This window comes from Bradyrhizobium sp. CCBAU 11361 (assembly GCF_028128935.1).
In the GTDB taxonomy this organism is placed as follows: Bacteria; Pseudomonadota; Alphaproteobacteria; order Rhizobiales; family Xanthobacteraceae; genus Bradyrhizobium; species Bradyrhizobium niftali.
In genome coordinates this window covers 35,946-55,129 of sequence record NZ_LBJZ01000189.1, presented here as the reverse complement: position 1 = coordinate 55,129, position 19,184 = coordinate 35,946, and the positions used below count along the sequence as shown (strand labels likewise).

The 19,184-nt window shown below is 65.2% G+C and carries 20 protein-coding genes; 10 read left to right on the top strand and 10 right to left on the bottom strand.

Features of this window, described 5'->3' with window-relative positions; genetic code table 11:
* Nucleotides 1-315: 315 nt before the first annotated feature.
* From XI08_RS29355 to XI08_RS29345, 3 genes are read left to right on the top strand one after another with little or no spacing between them, the layout of a single operon-like run.
* The gene (locus tag XI08_RS29355) at nucleotides 316-1,023 is read left to right on the top strand and encodes a Tim44/TimA family putative adaptor protein (protein ID WP_027543785.1); all 708 of its coding nucleotides are present in this window, start codon (nucleotides 316-318) and stop codon (nucleotides 1,021-1,023) included.
* On the top strand, nucleotides 1,001-2,554 hold the full coding sequence (mltA, locus tag XI08_RS29350; RefSeq protein WP_271577058.1) for a murein transglycosylase A: 1,554 nt from the start codon (nucleotides 1,001-1,003) through the stop codon (nucleotides 2,552-2,554). The genes XI08_RS29355 and mltA overlap by 23 nt, the downstream gene beginning before the upstream one ends.
* A complete protein-coding gene (locus XI08_RS29345) occupies nucleotides 2,551-3,141 on the top strand; it encodes a Smr/MutS family protein (protein ID WP_027543783.1) in 591 nt (196 codons plus the stop codon). Before mltA ends, XI08_RS29345 begins: the two co-directional genes overlap by 4 nt.
* Here XI08_RS29345 and XI08_RS29340 read toward each other — a convergent pair.
* The 5 genes from XI08_RS29340 to hslV all read right to left on the bottom strand — a co-directional run bounded on the left by XI08_RS29340 (nucleotide 3,138) and on the right by hslV (nucleotide 7,505).
* A complete protein-coding gene (locus XI08_RS29340; protein WP_271577057.1) occupies nucleotides 3,138-4,262 on the bottom strand; it encodes a hypothetical protein in 1,125 nt (374 codons plus the stop codon). The genes XI08_RS29345 and XI08_RS29340 overlap by 4 nt on opposite strands.
* A 222-nt stretch (nucleotides 4,263-4,484) precedes the next feature.
* Nucleotides 4,485-5,789 carry an ATP-dependent protease ATPase subunit HslU gene (gene hslU, locus XI08_RS29335; RefSeq protein WP_271577056.1) on the bottom strand — a complete coding sequence of 435 codons (1,305 nt, stop codon included), beginning with the start codon at nucleotides 5,787-5,789 and terminating at the stop codon, nucleotides 4,485-4,487.
* 52 nt (nucleotides 5,790-5,841) lie between these two features.
* Nucleotides 5,842-6,459, bottom strand: a complete 618-nt coding sequence (locus XI08_RS29330) for a DUF2585 domain-containing protein (protein ID WP_027543780.1) — start codon at nucleotides 6,457-6,459, stop codon at nucleotides 5,842-5,844.
* A complete protein-coding gene (locus XI08_RS29325) occupies nucleotides 6,456-6,941 on the bottom strand; it encodes a GNAT family N-acetyltransferase (RefSeq protein ID WP_271577055.1) in 486 nt (161 codons plus the stop codon). The genes XI08_RS29330 and XI08_RS29325 overlap by 4 nt, the downstream gene beginning before the upstream one ends.
* A 3-nt stretch (nucleotides 6,942-6,944) precedes the next feature.
* A complete protein-coding gene (gene hslV, locus XI08_RS29320) occupies nucleotides 6,945-7,505 on the bottom strand; it encodes an ATP-dependent protease subunit HslV (RefSeq protein ID WP_027543778.1) in 561 nt (186 codons plus the stop codon).
* A gap of 240 nt (nucleotides 7,506-7,745) precedes the next feature.
* On the opposite strand from hslV, the gene hisB reads away from it, so the two are divergent.
* The 7 genes from hisB (at nucleotide 7,746) to coaA (ending at nucleotide 12,489) form a co-directional block, all read left to right on the top strand.
* Entirely contained in the window at nucleotides 7,746-8,339 is a 594-nt protein-coding gene (hisB, locus tag XI08_RS29315) for an imidazoleglycerol-phosphate dehydratase HisB (RefSeq protein WP_271577142.1), read from the top strand.
* Nucleotides 8,340-8,404: 65 nt separating this feature from the next.
* Complete coding sequence (locus tag XI08_RS29310) at nucleotides 8,405-8,935, top strand: DUF2628 domain-containing protein (RefSeq protein WP_027543776.1); 531 nt, start codon at nucleotides 8,405-8,407, stop codon at nucleotides 8,933-8,935.
* A complete protein-coding gene (hisH, locus tag XI08_RS29305; protein WP_027543775.1) occupies nucleotides 8,932-9,582 on the top strand; it encodes an imidazole glycerol phosphate synthase subunit HisH in 651 nt (216 codons plus the stop codon). The genes XI08_RS29310 and hisH overlap by 4 nt, the downstream gene beginning before the upstream one ends.
* Nucleotides 9,570-10,313: a 1-(5-phosphoribosyl)-5-[(5-phosphoribosylamino)methylideneamino]imidazole-4-carboxamide isomerase gene (gene hisA, locus XI08_RS29300; RefSeq protein ID WP_271577054.1), complete on the top strand. Its 744-nt coding sequence runs from the start codon at nucleotides 9,570-9,572 to the stop codon at nucleotides 10,311-10,313. The genes hisH and hisA overlap by 13 nt, the downstream gene beginning before the upstream one ends.
* A 9-nt stretch (nucleotides 10,314-10,322) precedes the next feature.
* Complete coding sequence (gene hisF / locus XI08_RS29295; protein ID WP_271577053.1) at nucleotides 10,323-11,096, top strand: imidazole glycerol phosphate synthase subunit HisF; 774 nt, start codon at nucleotides 10,323-10,325, stop codon at nucleotides 11,094-11,096.
* 89 nt (nucleotides 11,097-11,185) lie between these two features.
* Complete coding sequence (locus tag XI08_RS29290; RefSeq protein WP_011083482.1) at nucleotides 11,186-11,506, top strand: phosphoribosyl-ATP diphosphatase; 321 nt, start codon at nucleotides 11,186-11,188, stop codon at nucleotides 11,504-11,506.
* A gap of 26 nt (nucleotides 11,507-11,532) precedes the next feature.
* Nucleotides 11,533-12,489 (top strand): type I pantothenate kinase, encoded by a 957-nt coding sequence (gene coaA, locus XI08_RS29285; protein WP_027543772.1) that lies wholly within the window; start codon nucleotides 11,533-11,535, stop codon nucleotides 12,487-12,489.
* A 33-nt stretch (nucleotides 12,490-12,522) separates the two neighbouring features.
* Here coaA and XI08_RS29280 read toward each other — a convergent pair whose 3' ends face one another.
* The 5 genes from XI08_RS29280 to XI08_RS29260 all read right to left on the bottom strand — a co-directional run bounded on the left by XI08_RS29280 (nucleotide 12,523) and on the right by XI08_RS29260 (nucleotide 18,838).
* Nucleotides 12,523-13,152: a histidine phosphatase family protein gene (locus XI08_RS29280; RefSeq protein ID WP_271577052.1), complete on the bottom strand. Its 630-nt coding sequence runs from the start codon at nucleotides 13,150-13,152 to the stop codon at nucleotides 12,523-12,525.
* A gap of 105 nt (nucleotides 13,153-13,257) precedes the next feature.
* The gene (locus XI08_RS29275; protein ID WP_271577051.1) at nucleotides 13,258-15,483 is read right to left on the bottom strand and encodes an ATP-binding protein; all 2,226 of its coding nucleotides are present in this window, start codon (nucleotides 15,481-15,483) and stop codon (nucleotides 13,258-13,260) included.
* Nucleotides 15,484-15,622: 139 nt separating this feature from the next.
* Entirely contained in the window at nucleotides 15,623-16,090 is a 468-nt protein-coding gene (locus XI08_RS29270; protein WP_271577050.1) for a hypothetical protein, read from the bottom strand.
* A gap of 97 nt (nucleotides 16,091-16,187) precedes the next feature.
* The gene (locus XI08_RS29265) at nucleotides 16,188-17,726 is read right to left on the bottom strand and encodes a YifB family Mg chelatase-like AAA ATPase (protein WP_271577049.1); all 1,539 of its coding nucleotides are present in this window, start codon (nucleotides 17,724-17,726) and stop codon (nucleotides 16,188-16,190) included.
* A 560-nt stretch (nucleotides 17,727-18,286) separates the two neighbouring features.
* Nucleotides 18,287-18,838 carry a hypothetical protein gene (locus XI08_RS29260; RefSeq protein WP_271577048.1) on the bottom strand — a complete coding sequence of 184 codons (552 nt, stop codon included), beginning with the start codon at nucleotides 18,836-18,838 and terminating at the stop codon, nucleotides 18,287-18,289.
* Nucleotides 18,839-19,184 lie beyond the last annotated feature (346 nt).

The window sequence follows — 19,184 nt, the reverse complement described above, 5'->3', positions numbered from 1 at the left end:
CGGGCCGCAGCCACAACTGTGACGTTCTGCCCGGCCTCCCGGCCAAATCGCGCCTTAAACGATTGAAGATGCGCGATTTCCGGCCACGATCGGGTTTCCCCTTAAGCATAAAACGCGCTACACTCGGTGCTGTGCCAAAAGGCGCCATTGGCCGGGCAAGATTTCGTGCCTACATCCCACGGACCTGACGTGCGGACCGAAATGGTGATGTAGACTTGCCGTTCCCGTATGGAACGGTCTACTGGCCGGATTGATTTTCCCGGCGACGACCTTCTAGGCGGCCCCTTCGAGAGAAGACCAGAAAGCGAATACCTCGTGGACATCTACACCATCATCTTCCTGGCGCTGGCGGTCTTCATCTTTTTGCGGCTGCGCAGCGTGCTGGGGCAGCGCACGGGCAACGAGCGGCCGCCGTTCGACCATACTGCCGCCCGCAACGCGCTGGGGGGTGCCCAGGACAAGAACGTCGTGACCATGCCGGGCAAGGTGATCGACCAGGCCCCGCTGGCGCCGACGGTCGAGCCGACCCCGCCCTCCGACCGCTGGAAGGGCCTGACCGAGCCGGGCACCGCGCTCGCGCAGGGCCTCGACGCCATCGTCGACAAGGATTCCACCTTCGATCCGCGCCATTTCATCTCGGGTGCCCGCGGCGCCTATGAGATGATCGTGCTGGCCTTTGCCAATGGCGACCGCCGCGCGCTGCGCGACCTGCTGTCGTCGGAGGTCTATGAAAGCTTCGACGCCGCGATCAAGGAGCGCGAGAAGAACGAGCAGAAGACCGAGACGCGCTTCGTCTCGATCGACAAGGCCGAGCTCGTCGGTGCCGAGCTGCGCGACCGCACCGCCCAGCTCACCATCCGCTTCGTCTCGCAGATGATCTCGGCCACCCGCGACAAGGCCGGCAACATCGTCGACGGCAGCGCCGACACGGTCGCCGACATCACCGACATCTGGACTTTCGCCCGCGACACCACCTCTCGCGATCCGAACTGGAAGCTGGTTGGCACCGGAAGCGCGAATTAAGGTCTTCTTGAAGACCAGCGCGACGGCGCTTTGCGCGGGTGTCGTCGTGCTGTCGTCGTTTTCGCTCGGCGCCGAGGCGGCGCGGCGCCACTACCGCAGCCACCATCATCACCTTCCGGAATTGCCCGCCACCCCGCCGCGGGCCTTGCCCTATCCGCAGCTCCCCCTGCCGTTCGAGATTCCCGGCGCGCAATACCTGCCGCTGGCCTGGGCCGACGTGAAGGGCTGGAGCGAGGACGATCATCTCGCGGCCTACAAGACGTTCCGCGCGAGCTGCCGGTCGATCAACGCGCAGACCGGCGCTCCCGAGCCCAAGAGTGAATACAAGGCGTTGGGGGCGTCGCTGAGCGAACCGTGCCGGGCTGCCAAATCGCTCGAGCTCAGCGACGACGCCAAGGCCAAAACCTTCTTCGAGGAGAACTTTGCGCCGCTGCGCATCTCCCGCCTCGGCGAGCCCGATGGTTTCGTCACCGGCTATTACGAGCCGGTGCTGGAGGGATCGCGGACGCAGACCGACGTCTACAATGTCCCGGTCTATCGCCGGCCCTCGAACCTGTTCGTGCGCGGCTACAAGCAGGATTCGGTCAGCCTGCCCAACAAGGGCCCGGTCTATCGCAAGATCGGCCGCCGCAAGCTGGTGCCCTATTACGACCGCGGCGAGATCGAGGACGGCAAGATCGCCGGCCGCGGGCTCGAGATCGCCTGGCTGAAGGACCCGACCGACCTGTTGTTCGCGCAGATCCAGGGCTCGGCGCGGATCAAGTTCGATGACGGCACCACGCTCCGGGTCAACTATGACGCCTATAACGGCTATCCCTACACGGCCGTGGGGCGCATCCTGATCGAGCGCGGCATCATTCCGAGGGAAGAGATGTCGATGCAGAAGATCAGGGAGTGGATGGCGCAGAACCCCGATGGCGCCAAGGAGCTGCGCCGCCAGAACCGCGCCTACATCTTCTTCCGCGAGGTCAATCTCTCGGACAAGGACGAGGCGGTGGGTGCGCAGGGTATTCCGCTGACGGCCGGCCGCTCGATCGCGGTCGACAAGTCGCTGCATGTCTATGGCACGCCGTTCTTCATCGAAGGCGAGCTGCCGATCGACTCCGAGCGCTCCAAGACGCCGTTCCATCGGTTGATGATCGCGCAGGACACCGGCTCGGCCATCATCGGCCCAGCGCGCGCCGATCTCTATTTCGGTGCCGGCGCGGATGCCGGCCGCGTCTCCGGGCGGCTGCGCCATCCCATGCATTTCGTGATGCTGGTGCCGAAAGGCCTTGATCCTACGGCGCGCGCCGCGCGGCTGCCGGTGCCGGACCCGCGGCCCTCGCAGAAGATCGCAAAGCTGTTTCCGCAAACCGAACCTGCTAAGGATCAGGCCAAGCCGGCGGCTCCGGCCGCAGCCGAGGCGCCAGGCAAAGGTGAGACGGTCGCTGTCGCCAGCCCTGTCCCGTTACCGGTGCCGCGTCCCGTGATAGAGCCCGTTCAAGAGCCGCGGCGGCCGGTGAAGAATCGTTCCCATCGGCAGCAATGAAGCGATCGTCCCGTCCGCCTGTGCTGGAGCCTCGCCCCTCGCCGCGCCGCCGCGCGCTGAGCGAGGATGAGCGCGCGCTGTGGGATACGGTCGCAAAACAGGTCAAGCCGCTGAGGAAACAACGTGCGCCGAAGGCGCAGGCTGTGCCGCGGGCCGAGCTATCACCCGCCGCGCCGGCTACGCGGCCAGCGCCATCGCCGCGTCCGATTGCTGCGGCACCGGCGCCGCGTGCCGTGAAGCCGTCCGTTCCGCCTCTGGCGCCGCTCGGCAAACGTGAGCGCACAAAGCTGTCGCGCGGCCGCAGCGAGATCGAGGCGCGGCTCGATCTGCACGGCATGACCCAGACACGCGCCCATCGCGCCCTCACCGGCTTCCTGCACCGCGCCCATCACGACGGCCTGACCTTCGTGCTCGTGATCACCGGCAAGGGCCGGAGCGGCGGCGAAAGCGGCGTGCTGCGCCGCCAGGTGCCGGAATGGCTGAGCCTGCCGGAATTCCGTGCCTTCGTGGTCGGCTTCGAGACGGCGCATATCGGCCATGGCGGCGAGGGCGCGCTTTACGTGCGGATCAGGCGGGCGAGGTACTAGAACGGCCGCACGATTCCGACGCGCGGGATCAGCGTGATGACCAGGCCGAAGATGTTTGTGTTCTGCTCCTCCGCCGGAATCAGCGGAGTCTCGCGCGCGGGCGGCAGCATCTTCACCGCATGCAGGATCAGGAACATGCAGACCGCCCAGTTCGAGATCCAGCGCGAATAGTCGAACACCATCGCGAACATCACGAGATAAGCGAGGCTGACGCCGATCAGCGCGGCGACGACGAGGCGCCGGTGCGTCTCGCTTGCGAGCGCGCCGATCAGGCTCGCAAGATAGCGCCATAGCGGCGTGTGCAGCCAGATCAAGAGCGCAAACACCGGCAAGCCGAGGATGTTGTGCGGCAGGCGGCCCCAGGTGTCCGAAATCTCCTTCGCCAGCGGCTGGTACCAGATGTAGCTGAATTGCAAGAGGTCGGTGCGGGAGGGATCGGCCATCCGGGTCTTCAGATACGCAACGAAATCCGCTTCCGGGATCGGCATCGTTCCCAGGAATTGTGCGGCGAAGAACAGCGCGGAGACGAGGAGGAAGGCGATGGTGCCGAAGGTGACGTTGCTGCGATTGCAGCCGCGAGCGAGATAGTGCCTGATCACGACGATGGCGATGATCGTCGGCACATACATCAGCAGATGGATGTGGTGGATCAGCACGAGCACGATCGAGAACAGCGCGGCCGTCGCCACGAACAGCAGCGAGCCGGCCGGCATCAGCAGCAGGATGATTGCCAGCGCACAGCCATAGATGTCGAAATGGCCGAGCGTGTGCATGAAGTTCTTCAGGAAGAACGGCGAGCCCGCGAGGAAGACGAACAGCGGCAGCGTCCTGGCGGTGAAGCCGAAGGTTTTTTGAAACAGCCTTACGAATAGCGCCAGCGTCACCAGCCACGTCACCCCGCCGAGCGCGAACACCAGCCAGACCGGCACCTTCGCCGTGAACAGCGCGACGACCGCCCCGATCAGCGCGCGCTTGATGAAGCCGAAATGATAGTCGACGAGCAGGTGAATGTAGGGGACGTAAGGCGGCAGCTGGATCTTGTGAACGAACACGCCGACGATGATTGCGGCGTTGATCGCGAGCAGCAGGCGCCAGGGGTTTTGCAGGACGCTAGCGGGCACGCGGCACCCGACGCGAACAAAACTCCGCTGTCGTCCCGGACAAGCGAGCTCCTGGCAACGCGTAGCGTTGTCCAGCGCGAGCGCAGATCCGGGACCAATAACCACCGCAGGTCGTTTGAGCCGAGATCAGGGCCGCCATCTTGCTTCAACAATATCCGCTGTTGGTAATGGGTCCTGGCTTTCGCCAGGACGACGGCGGATAGATAGCTGACCCCGGCCGAATTACAAAATGAACCGGCTGAGGTCGGCGTTCTTGGCGAGGTCGCCGACGTGCTTCTGCACGAAATCGGCATCGATCCGGATGGTCTCGCCGTCGCGGTCGGGGGCGGTGAAGGAGATCTCGTCCAGCACCCGCTCCATCACGGTCTGGAGCCGCCGCGCGCCGATGTTCTCGACGGTGGAGTTGACGGCGACCGCGACGTCGGCCAGCGCGTCGATGGCGCTGTCGGTGATGTCGAGCGTGACCCCCTCGGTCTGCAAAAGCGCGACATATTGCTTGATCAGCGAGGCCTCGGGCTCGGTCAGGATGCGGCGCATGTCGTCGCGGGTCAGCGCCTGCAATTCGACGCGGATCGGCAGGCGGCCCTGCAATTCAGGCAACAGGTCCGACGGCTTGGCGACGTGGAAGGCACCCGAGGCGATGAACAGGATGTGGTCCGTCTTCACCGCGCCGTGCTTGGTCGAGACCGTGGTGCCCTCGATCAGCGGCAGCAGGTCGCGCTGCACGCCCTCGCGCGAGACGTCGCCGCCGACGCGGCCGTCGCGGGCGCAGATCTTGTCGATCTCGTCCAGGAACACGATGCCGTTGTTCTCGACAGCGCTGATCGCTTCCAGCGTGAGCTGCTCGGTGTCCAGCAGCTTGTCGGATTCCTCGTTGACGAGGATCTCGTGCGAGCTTTCCACCGTCAGCCGGCGCGTCTTGCTGCGGCCGCCCAGCTTGCCGAAGATGTCGCCGATCGAGATCGCGCCCATCTGCGCGCCCGGCATGCCCGGAATCTCGAACATCGGCATGCCGCCGCCGGACGACTGCGTTTCGATCTCGATTTCCTTGTCGTTCAGTTCGCCCGCACGCAGCTTCTTGCGGAAGGATTCCCGCGTCGCCGCGCTGGAATTGGCGCCGACCAGCGCGTCGAGCACACGCTCCTCGGCGGCGAGCTGGGCGCGCGCCTGCACGTCCTTGCGTTTGCGCTCGCGCACCTGGGCGATCGCGACCTCGACGAGATCGCGCACGATCTGCTCGACGTCGCGGCCGACATAGCCGACCTCGGTGAATTTCGTCGCTTCGACCTTCAGGAACGGCGCATTGGCGAGTTTTGCCAATCGCCGCGCGATTTCCGTCTTGCCGACGCCGGTCGGCCCGATCATCAGGATGTTCTTCGGCAGCACCTCCTCGCGCAAGGAGCCTTCGAGCTGCTGCCGGCGCCAGCGATTGCGCAGCGCGATCGAGACGGCGCGCTTGGCATCGGCCTGGCCGACGATGAAGCGGTCGAGTTCGGAAACGATTTCGCGGGGAGAGAAGTCTGTCATGGGACCTTAGCTAGGGTCAGATGCGGGCCGGGACAAGTCGCTTTTTCGGCGGTCAGATGATCGGCGGCCCCGATTGCCATTGCTTCACGGCCTCGATCGGATGGATCAGCATCAAGATATTGAGCGTCAGATTGTCGCGAATGTGGAGCGCCAGCATGATCTCGAAGGCGAGCCCGAGCAGGACGGTCACCGTGACAGGCAGCACGCGCGCGGCAAGGAACCCCAGCGCCATGAACAGCGTGTCCGACACCGAATTGACGATGCTGTCGCCAAAATAGTCGAGCGAGATCGTCCCGGCGCGGTAGCGCTCGATGATGAATGGCGAGTTCTCGACGATCTCCCAGGCACCTTCGATCAGCATGGCGACGATCAGCCGTGCCGGCCACGACAGAGGCAGCAACGGCAGGCGCGCGAACAGCAGAAAGGTCAATGCGTAGAACAGGAAGCCGTGCAGGACGTGCGAGAAGCTGTACCAGTCGGCGATGTGCTGGGAATTCTCCGAGCTGTTCACCACGCCGTGCCACAGCTTGACGTAGCCGCAGGTGCAGATCGGCACCCGCCCCATCGCAAACAGGATCGAGGCCTGCAGCGCCAGCAGCAGCAGCGCGATGCCGACCCAGGCGAATGCTGGCACCGCGGCTTTGCTTTCGCGCGCGCTGGCCAGCGTCATGGCTCGCGCACCATCAACAGCGCCGGCCCGTCCGGCGTCTCGACCATGCGGTCGCGGACGAAGCCCGCCTTCTCGTAGGCGCGCAGGGCGCGCAGATTGAGCGGATCTGGATCGGTGACGACGCGTGGCAGGCCTTGCCGCAGCTCTGCGTCGACGAATTGGCGGATGAAGGCCGAGCCGTGGCCACGCGCGATCATGTCGCGTTCGCCGATGAACTGATCGATCCCACGCGTGCCCTCCGGTTGTTGCCCGAAGCCCGTATTCCAGGCCGTCAGGCGGTAGCACTGAAGATAGCCGAACGGCTTGTCGCCGGCCAACACGATGAACTGGTCCATCGCCGGCTCATCGAGGTCGCCGCTGACCAGCGCAAGCTGCTCGTCCGGATCGCCCCACCATTCCCGCACATGCGCCTCGCCCAGCCACCGCCGGATCAGCGGCAGGTCAGCCGCGGTCATCGGGCGGAAGGCGTAGGCGGGCGTCATGGCCTAGCCGGTCGCCAGGCTTTCGATGGTCACATTGCGGTTGGTGTAGACGCAGATGTCGGCGGCGATGTCGAGGGAGCGGCGGACGATGGTCTCGGCGTCCTTGTCGGTGTCGAGCAGGGCCCGCGCGGCCGCCAGTGCATAGTTACCGCCGGAGCCGATCGCCATCACGCCGGCCTCGGGCTCGAGCACGTCGCCGGTGCCTGTCAGCACCAGGGAGACGTCCTTGTCGGCCACGATCATCATGGCCTCCAGCCGCCGCAGGTAACGGTCAGTGCGCCAGTCCTTGGCGAGCTCGACCGCGGCCCGGGTCAACTGCCCCGGATATTGCTCGAGTTTGGCTTCCAACCGCTCAAAGAGCGTGAAGGCGTCGGCGGTCGCGCCGGCAAAGCCGCCGATGACGTCGCCCCTGCCGAGCTTGCGAACCTTCTTGGCATTGGATTTGATCACGGTCTGGCCGATCGAGACCTGGCCGTCGCCGCCGACCACCACCTTGCCGCCCTTGCGGACCGTCAAGATCGTGGTGCCGTGCCAGCCCGGCGAGCTGTTCTGGGAATCCTGCATGAAGTACCTCATTGTCCGGCCTGATTTAGGCGGTCGGGAGCGAGGGCACAACGGGCCGCTCCGGGCCCAATTTCGCTCACCATAGGCAGAAGTAGAGGCCCGGCCAGCCGTTCCCGCAGTAGCGAAGGCGTCATGGGGCTGTTAAAAGACCCCCGTTTTCGGCCCCCGAGCATGATCCGGAAAAGTGGGCACCGGTTTTCCGACAAAGATCATGCTCAAATGAAGCGAAAGCTAGTTTTGATGCGCACCGCGACGATCAAGCGCAAGACCAAGGAAACCGACATCGAGGTCACCGTGAACCTCGATGGCACCGGCGTGTCCAATATCGCGACCGGCATCGGCTTTTTCGACCATATGCTCGATCTCCTCGCCCGCCATTCCCGCATCGACCTCACGGTCAAGGCGGTCGGCGACCTGCACATTGATCATCACCATACCACCGAAGACACCGGCATCGCGCTCGGCCAGGCGGTCAAGCAGGCGCTGGGCACCATGGCGGGCATCACCCGCTATGCCGGCGTGCATATGCCCATGGACGAGACGCTGTCGCGCGTCGTGATCGACATCTCGGGCCGCCCGGTCCTGGTGTTCAAGGTCGACTTCCCCCGCGACAAGATCGGCGAGTTCGACACCGAGCTGGTGCGCGAGTGGTTCCAGGCCTTCGCCATGAATGCCGGCGTGACTCTCCACGTCGAGACCCTATATGGCGATAACAGCCATCATATCGCCGAGTCCTGCTTCAAGGGTCTGGCGCGGTCGCTGCGGGCGGCGGTTGCGATCGATCCGAAGGCGGCGGGCGAAATCCCGTCCACCAAGGGCTCGCTCGGCGGCTGACATCTCCGTCTCGGTGGCAAACGCTGCCGGCGGCATCACTGAATTCTTGAGAACGGGGCATCACCATGCCTGTCTACACAGTTCATGCTCCCTTCCCTGCCGGAGCCGATCTGCGCGCGACCGACAAGTTCGTCTTCGTGCGCGACGGCTTCCATTACTGGGCGATGGTTTTCGGCCCGTTCTGGCTGTTGTGGAACCGGCTGTGGCTGGTGCTGATCGGCTGGCTGGTCTTCGTCGCCGCGTTCAATGCCGGACTGTCCAGCCTCGGCATCGGACGCGGCGCGATCTTCTTCTCCGATATCATCGTTGCGCTGCTGATGGGTTTTGAGGCCTCCAGCCTGCGCCGCTGGACGCTGTCGCGCGGCAAATGGCGGCTGCTCGATATCGTCGTCGGCGACGACGAGGACACCGCCGAGCGCCGCTTCTTCGAGCGCTGGAGCCAGAAGCAGCACGGCATCGTCAACGATCAATGGGCCGTCGATCGCGGCGGCCCGCCGCCGACCCGCAACACGCCGGGCCAGCAATTTTCGAACCCGCCGCCGCTTCCGGCCGGCGGCATCATTGGATTGTTTCCAGAACCGGGAGGGTCAAGATGAGCATCGCGATCATCGATTACGGTTCCGGCAATCTGCATTCCGCCGCGAAAGCCTTCGAGCGCGCCGCGCGCAGCCTGGAGAATCCGCAAAAGGTCTTCGTCACCAGCGATCCGGATCAGGCTTACAGCGCCGATCGCCTGGTGCTGCCGGGCGTCGGCGCGTTCGCCGATTGCCGGCGCGGCCTGGACGCCGTCAACGGCATGGTCGAGGCGATCACCGAAGCGGTGCGCGTCAAGGCGCGGCCGATGTTCGGCATCTGCGTCGGCATGCAGCTGTTCGCCACCCGCGGCAAGGAGCATGTCATCACGCAGGGCCTGAACTGGATCGGCGGCGACGTCGAGAAGATCACGCCGCGCGACGAGAGCCTGAAGATCCCGCACATGGGCTGGAATACGCTCGACGTGCTGCGCGAGCATCCGGTGCTGAACAAGCTGCCGCTCGGCCCCAAGGGCCAGCACGCTTATTTCGTGCACTCCTACCACCTCAACGCCGCCAATGAGGCGGACGTGCTCGCGCGCGCCGATTACGGCGGGCCTGTCACCGCGATCGTCGCCAAGGACACCGCCATCGGCACGCAATTCCACCCCGAGAAGAGCCAGCGTTTTGGGCTCGCCCTGATCTCGAACTTTTTGCGATGGAAGCCGTGATTCTCTTTCCCGCTGTTGACCTCAAGAACGGCCAATGCGTGCGCCTCGAGCAAGGCGACATGGCGCGCGCGACCGTGTTCAACCTCAATCCCGCGGCGCAGGCGCAGAGCTTTGCCGAGCAGGGCTTTGAGTATCTCCACGTCGTCGACCTCGACGGTGCCTTTGCCGGCAAGCCGGTGAATGCGCAGGCCGTCGAGGCGATGCTGAAGACGATCAAGATCCCGGTGCAGCTCGGCGGCGGCATTCGCGACCTTGCGACCATCGAAGCCTGGCTCGAAAAGGGCATCACCCGCGTCATCATCGGCACCGCCGCGGTGCGCGACCCTGAACTGGTGAAAGCTGCAGCCAGGAAATTCCCCGGCCGCGTCGCGGTCGGGTTGGACGCCCGCGACGGCAAGGTCGCGGTCGAAGGCTGGGCCGAGACCTCGCAGGTGACGGTGCTGGAGATCGCACAGCGCTTCGAGGATGCCGGCGTCGCCGCCATCATCTTCACCGACATCGCGCGCGACGGCCTGCTCAAGGGCCTGAACCTGGACGCGACCATCGCGCTGGCCGACGCCATCTCGATCCCCGTGATCGCCTCCGGCGGTCTTGCCTCGATCGAGGACGTCAAGGCGATGCTGACGCCGCGCGCATCGAGGCTCGCCGGCGCGATCGCTGGCCGCGCCCTTTACGATGGCCGGCTCGATCCTGCGGCCGCCCTCACCCTGATCCGTAACGCGCGCGCCTAGGAGCCGAACATGTTCAAGGTGCGCGTGATCCCCTGCCTCGACGTCAAGGACGGCCGCGTCGTCAAGGGCGTCAATTTCGTCGATCTGCGCGATGCCGGCGATCCCGTCGAAGCCGCGATCGCCTATGACGCCGCCGGCGCCGACGAGCTCACGTTCCTCGACATCACCGCGACCCATGAGAACCGCGGCATCATGCTCGACGTGGTCCGGCGCACGGCGGAGGCCTGCTTCATGCCTGTGACCGTCGGCGGCGGCGTGCGCGAGGTTGACGATATCAAGACGTTGCTGCGCGCCGGCGCGGACAAGGTCTCGATCAACAGCGCCGCGGTGTCGCGGCGCGAGTTCGTCAAGGAAGCGGCCGAAAAGTTCGGCGAGCAGTGCGTGGTGGTCGCGATCGACGCCAAGCGGGTCAAGCGCCCGGGCGGCGACCGCTGGGAGATCTTCACCCATGGCGGTCGCAACGCGACCGGCATCGACGCGATCGAATATGCCCAGGAAGTGGTCTCGCTCGGCGCCGGTGAAATCCTGCTGACCTCGATGGACCGCGACGGCACGAGGCAGGGGTTCGACATCCCGCTGACCCGGGCGATCGCCGACAGCATTCCCGTTCCCGTGATCGCCTCGGGCGGCGTCGGCAATCTCGACCACCTCGTCGACGGTATCCGCGACGGGCACGCCACGGCGGTGCTGGCGGCCTCGATCTTCCATTTCGGGGAATTCACCATCCGCGAGGCCAAGGAGCACATGGCCCGGCGCGGCCTGCCCATGCGCCTGGATGCCTGACGACTCCCGCTCCTAGAAATGCTACACAGGCTGGCGGGAATGGCCGCCGTGGCAAGTGTGCTGCCAAGTGTGTTTTTCGAGTAACTCCGATGCCGCGTTTCACGATCCACGATCTGGCCGAGACCATCGACGCCCGCGCGGCGGCCGGCGGCGAGGGCTCCTATACCCGCAAGCTCCTGGACAAGGGCGCCGAGCATTGCGCCAAGAAGTTCGGTGAGGAAGCAGTCGAAACCGTAATCGCAGCAGTCGAAAACGATCGCGCGCATCTGATCGCCGAGGGCGCCGATCTGCTCTATCATTTCCTTGTGCTTTTGAAGGCACGCGGCATAAAGCTGGAAGAGGTCGAGGCTGCGCTCGGCAAGCGAACCTCGATGTCAGGGTTGGAAGAAAAAGCTTCGCGTAAAGAGTGAGTAAGTCGCAACGGAAAGGCGGCGTCATGGATATCCGCGCACCCGAGCAGCAGTATAATCCGTACCGCGTCTATACGCGCGAGCAATGGGCGCGGTTGCGCGACGACACGCCGATGACGCTGGAGCCGGGCGAGTTCGACCGGCTGCGCTCGCTGCACGATCGCCTCGACTTGCAGGAGGTCGAGGACATCTACCTGCCGCTGTCGCGCCTGCTGTCGATCTATGTCGATGCGATGCAGCGCCTGTATTACGCGGAGCGCCAGTTCCTCAACATCCGCGACCGCAAGATGCCCTACATCATCGGCGTCGCCGGTTCGGTCGCGGTCGGAAAATCCACCACGGCCCGCGTGCTCCAGGCGCTGCTGGCGCGCTGGTCGCCGCGCCCGAAGGTGGACCTGATCACGACCGACGGTTTTCTGTACCCGAACGCCGTGCTCGACCGGCAGGGCATCATGCAGAAGAAGGGTTTCCCGGAGAGCTACGACCTGCCGCTGCTGCTCGGCTTCCTCTCCGACATCAAGGCCGGCCGCCGCCACGTCCGCGCGCCGGTCTATTCGCATCTGACCTACGACATCGTGCCGAACCAGTGGGTGGAGATCGACCAGCCCGACATCCTGATCGTCGAGGGTGTCAACGTGCTGCAAACCGGCAAGCTGCCGCGCGACGGCAAGGCGGTGCCGGTCGTCTCCGACTTCTTCGATTTCTCGGTCTATATCGATGCCGACGAAGCGGCGCTGCGGCGCTGGTACATCAAGCGCTTCCTGGCGCTGCGCGACACCGCGTTCACCAATCCCAAATCCTACTTCAACCGCTACGCGCTGTTGTCGGACGAGGAAGCCACCGCCACCGCGATCGCGATCTGGGAGCGCACCAACCTCGCCAATCTCGAGGACAACATCCTGCCGACCCGTCCCCGCGCGACGCTGATCCTGAAGAAGGGCCCCGACCACGTGGTCGAGAGCGTGGCGCTGCGGCGGTTGTAGTTGCGCCCGCGCAAGGCGGGCTTTGCTCTAACGTCACTTGCCGGCCTTGGCGATCCAATCCGCAGACTTGATGCGCCCCGCAAAGGTGGCAGGGCCGGAGTCGCTGGCCCGGTAAACGAAAGCTTCGCCTTCCTGGACGTCGCCGGCGTCCTTGCCAAAGGCATCGGCGATGTTCGTCTTGTGGGTGATCAGGAAGACGTTGGTGCCCGCCTTCGGAGGCGCATCGACGAGCTGACGCACGGCCTGTCCGGCCTTTGCATTTGTACCGGTCGGGTTTGCCATTCCCGACGCGCTGGCGTTGCTGCTGTCCGTCAACGCATCGACCGGCTTGACCTCGCGGCCGGAGATCAGCTTGCCGGCCTCGATCGCGCGGTTCAGCCGACTGGTGTAGACATCGCCGATCGGGATCGCGAGCTCCTTGATCGCCGTCCCGATCTGGCGCGCCGTATCCCTGCCCTTTTCACTGAGCTGACGTTGGGCGCTCATGTCGTCGAACTTGAAGGGATAGACGTCCTTTTGGCTGTCATCGGTGGCGGTGTGCCGAAAGACCAGGACGTAGCCGCCTTGCTTGAGCGATGAGATCAGCTCCGACGTATCGCCTGCGGCGGATCCGGAGAGTCCAGCGAAAAGGACAGCGACTGCGAGGCGGCAAAGCAAGTTCATGCTCGAAATCCTCTATCGCAAATGCCCCCCGAGGATGGTGACGCGCAACGCGGTCGATTTCAATTATCGATTGTGGCCGAGATGAGGTTCCCGTGAAATTCTGGATCAGACCGCCAGATGCCGTGACGCGGCGAGGCCGGCCAGCGCTTCGTCCAGCTTCTCGCGGTCGAGCGGCTTGATCAAAAACCCGTTCATGCCGGCTTCGAAGCAGGCGTAGCGATCCTCCACCAGCGTGTTGGCGGTGAGTGCGAGGATCGGGGTGTGACGACCACCGGTGGCAGCCTCGTGGGCGCGGATGCGTTTTGTCGCTTCGATGCCGTCGAGCTGCGGCATCTGGATGTCCATCAGCACGAGATCATAGGGCGTGCCGGCCGAGCTGGCAGCGAGCCAGGATTCCAGCGCGGCCTCGCCATGGACGGCGATGACGACGCGGTGGCCGAGCTTGGTCAGCAGCGAACGCATCAACAGCGCGTTGATCTCGTTGTCCTCGGCGACGAGGACCGACAGTCCCTTTGCCGATGCCGTGCTCGTGGATTCGACCGGGGGCTCCGGCGCAAGCTCGGGCGATGCGATCTCCGGGGTGAGCGCGAGGCGTGCGGCGAGCGAGGCCGCGCGCAGCGGCTTCACCAGAAAGCCGGTGAAGGCCGCCGACAGCTTTTCATGGCGCGAGCTCGACGTCAGCAGCACCAGCCGTTGCGGCGCATGGGCGCGGGCCACTTCGCTCAGCCGATCGGCAATCGCAGGGCCGATCGCGCGATCGACCAGCACTGCCTGCCAGGAGCGCTCCGGCAGCAGCGCTTCCGCGACAGCGGCGTCGGTCACGAGGCATGTCTGGCCGCCCCAGCGCTCCAGTCGCCGTGCGATCAGCGAAGCCTCGATGCCCTCGGCAATCAGCAGGATCGACTTGCCCGTGAGGTCGGGACTCGGGAACGGGGTCTGCCCCGCGCCTCCTTGCGATGGCGCGAGCGGCACCGCGACCTCGAAGGTCGAGCCCCTGCCCGGTTCGCTCGCGAGTGTGATCCGGCCGCCCATGCGCTTGACGATGCGTTCGCTGATGGCAAGGCCGAGCCCGGTGCCGCCATAGGTGCGGGCGACGCGCTCGTCGGCCTGCTCGAACTCGCGGAAGATGCGTTGCTGCGCTTCGGCTGCGATGCCGATGCCGGTGTCGCGGACGAGGAAGCTGATCTCGTTCGGCCAGATGCCGGGCTCGACGATCAGGGCCACGCCGCCGCTCGCGGTGAACTTGATGGCGTTGCCGGCAAGATTGAGCAGCACCTGGCGCAGCCGCGCGGCGTCGCCGACCACCTCGAGCGGCAGGCGCTCGTCTACATAGGCGGCGATCTCGAGCGTCTTCGCCTGCGCGCGCGGCGCGAGCAGCTCGGTGATCTCCTCGATCAGGGTCGAGAGCGCGAAGGGGCGTTGCTCGAGGTCGAGCTTGCCGGCCTCGATCTTGGAATAATCGAGCATCTCCTCGATCAGCGCCATCAGCGCTTCGCCCGAGGTTTTCACGGCTTTCGCGTAGGTCGCCTGCTCCGGCGTCAGCGTGGTGTCGAGCAAGAGGCCGCCCATGCCGATGATGCCGTTGAGCGGAGTGCGGATCTCGTGCGAGGCCATCGCGAGGAAGCGCGACTTGGCGCGGTTGGCGGCATCGGCCTGGTCGCGGGCGTCGGACAGTGCGCGCTCGGTCTCGGTGCGGTCGGTGACGTCGCGTCCCACACTCTGCAACTCGGCCGGCTGGCCGGCATCGAGGCGGACATAACCCTCGCGCCAGGCGATCCAGCGCGCGCCGAGCGGGGTTGCGATCTTCTGATCGTGAACGCGCGTGCCGTTGCTTTCGCGGGCATTGTCGCCCTGCTCCAGCACGTCGAAATCAAAGCGCGTGCCGACCAGCGCGCCGCGCGCCTGCCCTGCGAGCGTGCAATAGGCGTCGTTGGCGAAGGTGATGCGGCCGTTTGTGTCGCGCAGCACGATCAGGTCGCCCTGCTGTTCGAACAGGCTGCGGGCGCGCTCCTCCGCTTCCTTCAGCTCCCAATTGCGGTCGATCAGCGCCTCGTTATGGGCGGCGAGCTTGCGCAGCCGCTTGTTGACGAAGCGCAGCCGCATGCTCATCGTCGCCAGGCCAAGGCAGGCGAGGGCGAACAGGAAGCTCGCGCCGATGGCAAAGGCATTGGGATCGTAGCCGGAATTCTCGGCGCGGCTGCCGGAGACGAAGCCATAGGCGCCGCCGAACGTCGCCGAGAAGATCATGAAGGAGCGGATCGCGAAGGCGATTCTCGGATGCTGCCGCCTGAAGCGGCGCATGCGCACCTTGATCCGGAACGTCCGACCCATCGCCACCGATCCCGACTCTTGTCTTGAAACCCCGTGCTCGCCACGTGCGACGATGTCCCGCCGACCTTGCGAACAGCTTGAGGCTTTGGCGCCGCCTCCAAACAGGGTTGACGAGGTGTTAACGCCTCATCATCGCCCTTCAGAGCGAGGCCGCCTGGAACGGGCGGTGACCGTCGTGGGCGCCGACGATCAGCGCCGCCGCCTCGCGCTGCGAGAACGTCTTCGAGCGCACATAGATGCGGTAATCGGCCGGCCCGTCGGCGGAGAGATAGATCACCGGGCCGCCGTCGACCGGCTGCGCGGCAATCGTGATGAGCCGGGTCTGCGGATTGGCCTGGCAGGAATCCGGCTCGGAGCCGAGACCGTCGTCCACCACCGCGAAGTCCGCACCGTCCGCATCGTCGGTGATCTGAACCCTGACCGTGGCCCGCGTCGGATCGTCGGTGAAGGCGACATGGACGCCGGCGGTCCAGAACAGCGATGTCAGCTCGACGGAGGTGTCGCCCAGGGCGATGCAGGGATGCGAGACCGATCCGATCTCGCTGCGGGCAAACACCGCAGCCGCCAACAGGGGAACAACCGAGGCCAGGATCTTGAAACGCAACATGACATTCTACTCGCCGGGCCCGTACCGGAACTTGTGGGCCTTATGGTTTGTAGAGCGTAAAGGAAACTCGTTACCGCCGGGTTGATGCGCGAAATGATCACGCCATCTGGCGCACATCCTCTGCGAGTGCGCGGTAGGACAGCGCTTCGGCGAGATGCAGCCGGCCGATCCTGTCGGCGCCGTCGAGGTCGGCGAGCGTGCGCGCCACCCGCAGCACCCGGTGATAGCCGCGCGCCGACAGCCGCATGGTCTCGGCGGCGTCGCGCAGCAGCTTGGCGCCTTGCGCATCCGGCTTGGCGATCTCTTCGAGCACCGAGGCCGGCGCCTCGGCATTGGTGCGGACCCGCGGCAGGCCGATATCCGCGTAACGCGCAAGCTGGATGTCGCGCGCCGCCGCCACGCGCGCGGCGACCTCGGCCGATCCCTCCGCCGGCGGCGGCAGGATCAGGTCGGCTGCGGTCACCGCCGGAACCTCGATGCGCAGGTCAATGCGGTCCATCAAGGGGCCTGAGATGCGCGCCTGGTAGTCGCCGGTGCAGCGATCGATGCGGCCGCGCTTGCAGGCGTAGCCGGGCTCGAACGCGTTGCCGCAGCGGCAGGGATTCATCGCCGCGACCAGCATGAAGCGGGCAGGGTAGGTGACGCGATGATTGGCGCGGGACACCGAGACCTCGCCGTTTTCCAGCGGCTGGCGCAGCGAATCCAGAACGCGCGGATCGAACTCGGGCAATTCGTCGAGGAACAGCACGCCCTGATGCGCCAGCGAGATTTCGCCGGGCTTGGCACGCATGCCGCCGCCGGTGAGCGCGGCCATGCTGGCGGAATGATGCGGCGATCGGAACGGGCGCCGCGACGTCAGCGCACCGCCTTCGATCTCGCCGGCAACGGAGGCGATCATCGAGACCTCGAGCAGCTCGCCCGGCGAGAGCGGCGGCAGGATCGAGGGCAGGCGCGCCGCCAGCATCGACTTGCCGGCACCGGGCGCGCCGATCATCAACAGGTGATGTCCGCCGGCGGCCGCTATCTCCAGCGCCCGCTTGGCGCTTTCCTGGCCCTTGATGTCGCGCAGGTCGAGCGGCGAGGCGGCGGCCTCGTGCACTCTGGGCGAGGGACGCGACAGCACCTGCGTGCCCTTGAAGTGGTTGGCGATCTGGATCAGCGATTGTGCGGCGATGATCTGGATGTCCGGGCTCGCCCAGGCCGCTTCCGAGCCGCAGGCGGCCGGACAGATCAGGCCTTCCTCGCGCACATTGGCGCCAATCGCGGCGGGAAGAACGCCGGCCACCGGCGCGATCGAGCCGTCGAGGCCGAGCTCGCCGAGCACGGTGAAGCCAGTCAGCGCATCCGGCGGAATCGCGCCGATCGCCGCCATCAGCCCGAGCGCGATCGGCAGGTCGTAATGGCTGCCTTCCTTGGGCAGATCGGCGGGGGCCAGATTGACGATGATCCGCCGCGCCGGCAGCGCCAGGCCTGATGCGATCAGCGCCGAGCGGACCCGCTCCCGCGCCTCCGACACCGCCTTGTCCGGCAGGCCAACGATGGCAAAGGCCGGCAGGCCCGGTGCGACCTGCACCTGCACGTCGACCGCGCGGGCCTCGATCCCCTCAAAGGCGACGGTAGAAACCCGTTGAACCATGCCGAACCAGCCTGCCCACTTGCACAATCGAGGGTAGCAGAGCCGGCCACCCTCCGGTGCTGGGTCAGTTTGATTGTGGCGGCGCGGACGGGCTGGAAAAGTGACGCGTCGGGGCGCATATTTACAGGATGGCAAAGCCTGACCGTTGGACTCAAAATCTCAAGTGCCCCGATTGCGGTAAGACGGCAATGGCGCGCATGTCAGACGATAATTTCCACCGGATTCAGCAGGACTACCACGCCACGGTTGATGTCCTGCCTGACGGTTTCCGAACGCTACAGCGGGAGAGCCGCGCCGGACTCGTTGATATCACCTGTATATGCTCCGAACGGTCGGCCATCCAATGACCCCCAAACGCCCTAGGGACCCCAACCAGCTCGCTAAGTCGATTATCGATATTGCGACCGGCGAAGCTCCCGATAACGGTCCAGAAACCCAAAACGAAAAAGACCCCGCTGCAGTTGAGCGGGGCCGTAAGGGTGGGTTAGTCGGCGGGAAGGCTAGGGCCGCCAAAATGACCGCTGCCGAGCGCAAAGCCTCTGCGCTTAAGGCTGTTCGCTCTAGGTGGTCTTCGTAGTTTCGCTGGACGCTGGGAACTCGCTTCCCCAGCTATCGTCGGCCTTCGCGGCTTCTCCTTTTGAAGCCTCCGGCTTCGACGCTTCCTTATCCTTCCTAAAGCTGCGGTTTGGATACCACTCCTTAAGTCCCCAAGTTCCGCGCTCCACCTTGACGATATCTCCAATCGTTTCGGCGCGGCGCGTCAGCACCGCCCCAATCGTGTTGGTCCAGTCCTTTGAGTTCAAGACAAGCCCGCCAGCCTTAAACAAGGTAGCGATGTCGGGGTTCTTAAGGGGCTGGCGCTTGGCTGCGAGCAGCTTCTTGGTAGCGTCGGCTATCGATAGCCCGAGAAGGGCACCGGGACCATCCGCCCCCTGACTCGCGCCGCGAATATCGCCAGCAGCACCCCTCGCAGTCGCGCCGGCAAACGTGCTTGGGGCGCCCCCCCGTAAAGATTCAATTGCTGAAATGGCCTGATCGATCTGGTCTCGCTTCGCGTATAGGTCCGCGAGCACGGCGTCATAAGGGTCGATTCCGGCAGATTCGTCAGACATTTGTTGCTCCCGAGGCACGTTGGTGCTATACGGAGAGCCGTTGCGCCGGATGCGAAGCGGCCCAGCGACGGCAAGGAAAGAGGACATCAGGGGTGGTGAACCCCCTCTTCATTTTTTGACCGTCATCTTCTTCGCAACCTCCACTCTCTAGGCCGACCAGCCGGGTTGAGGAACAGGGCGCGCTAGGACCACGAATCCAGCGCGCCCTTTTTATTGCATGGTTCCGCTAACGGGACAAGCTTGGTGCTAGGCACTTACACAATCACGAATCCGTTACCGGAGTCCCGTAGCTTTACTGCTAGGTGGCGCTAGAAACAAATCAAGCATTGCTTGATTTGTGTGTTCT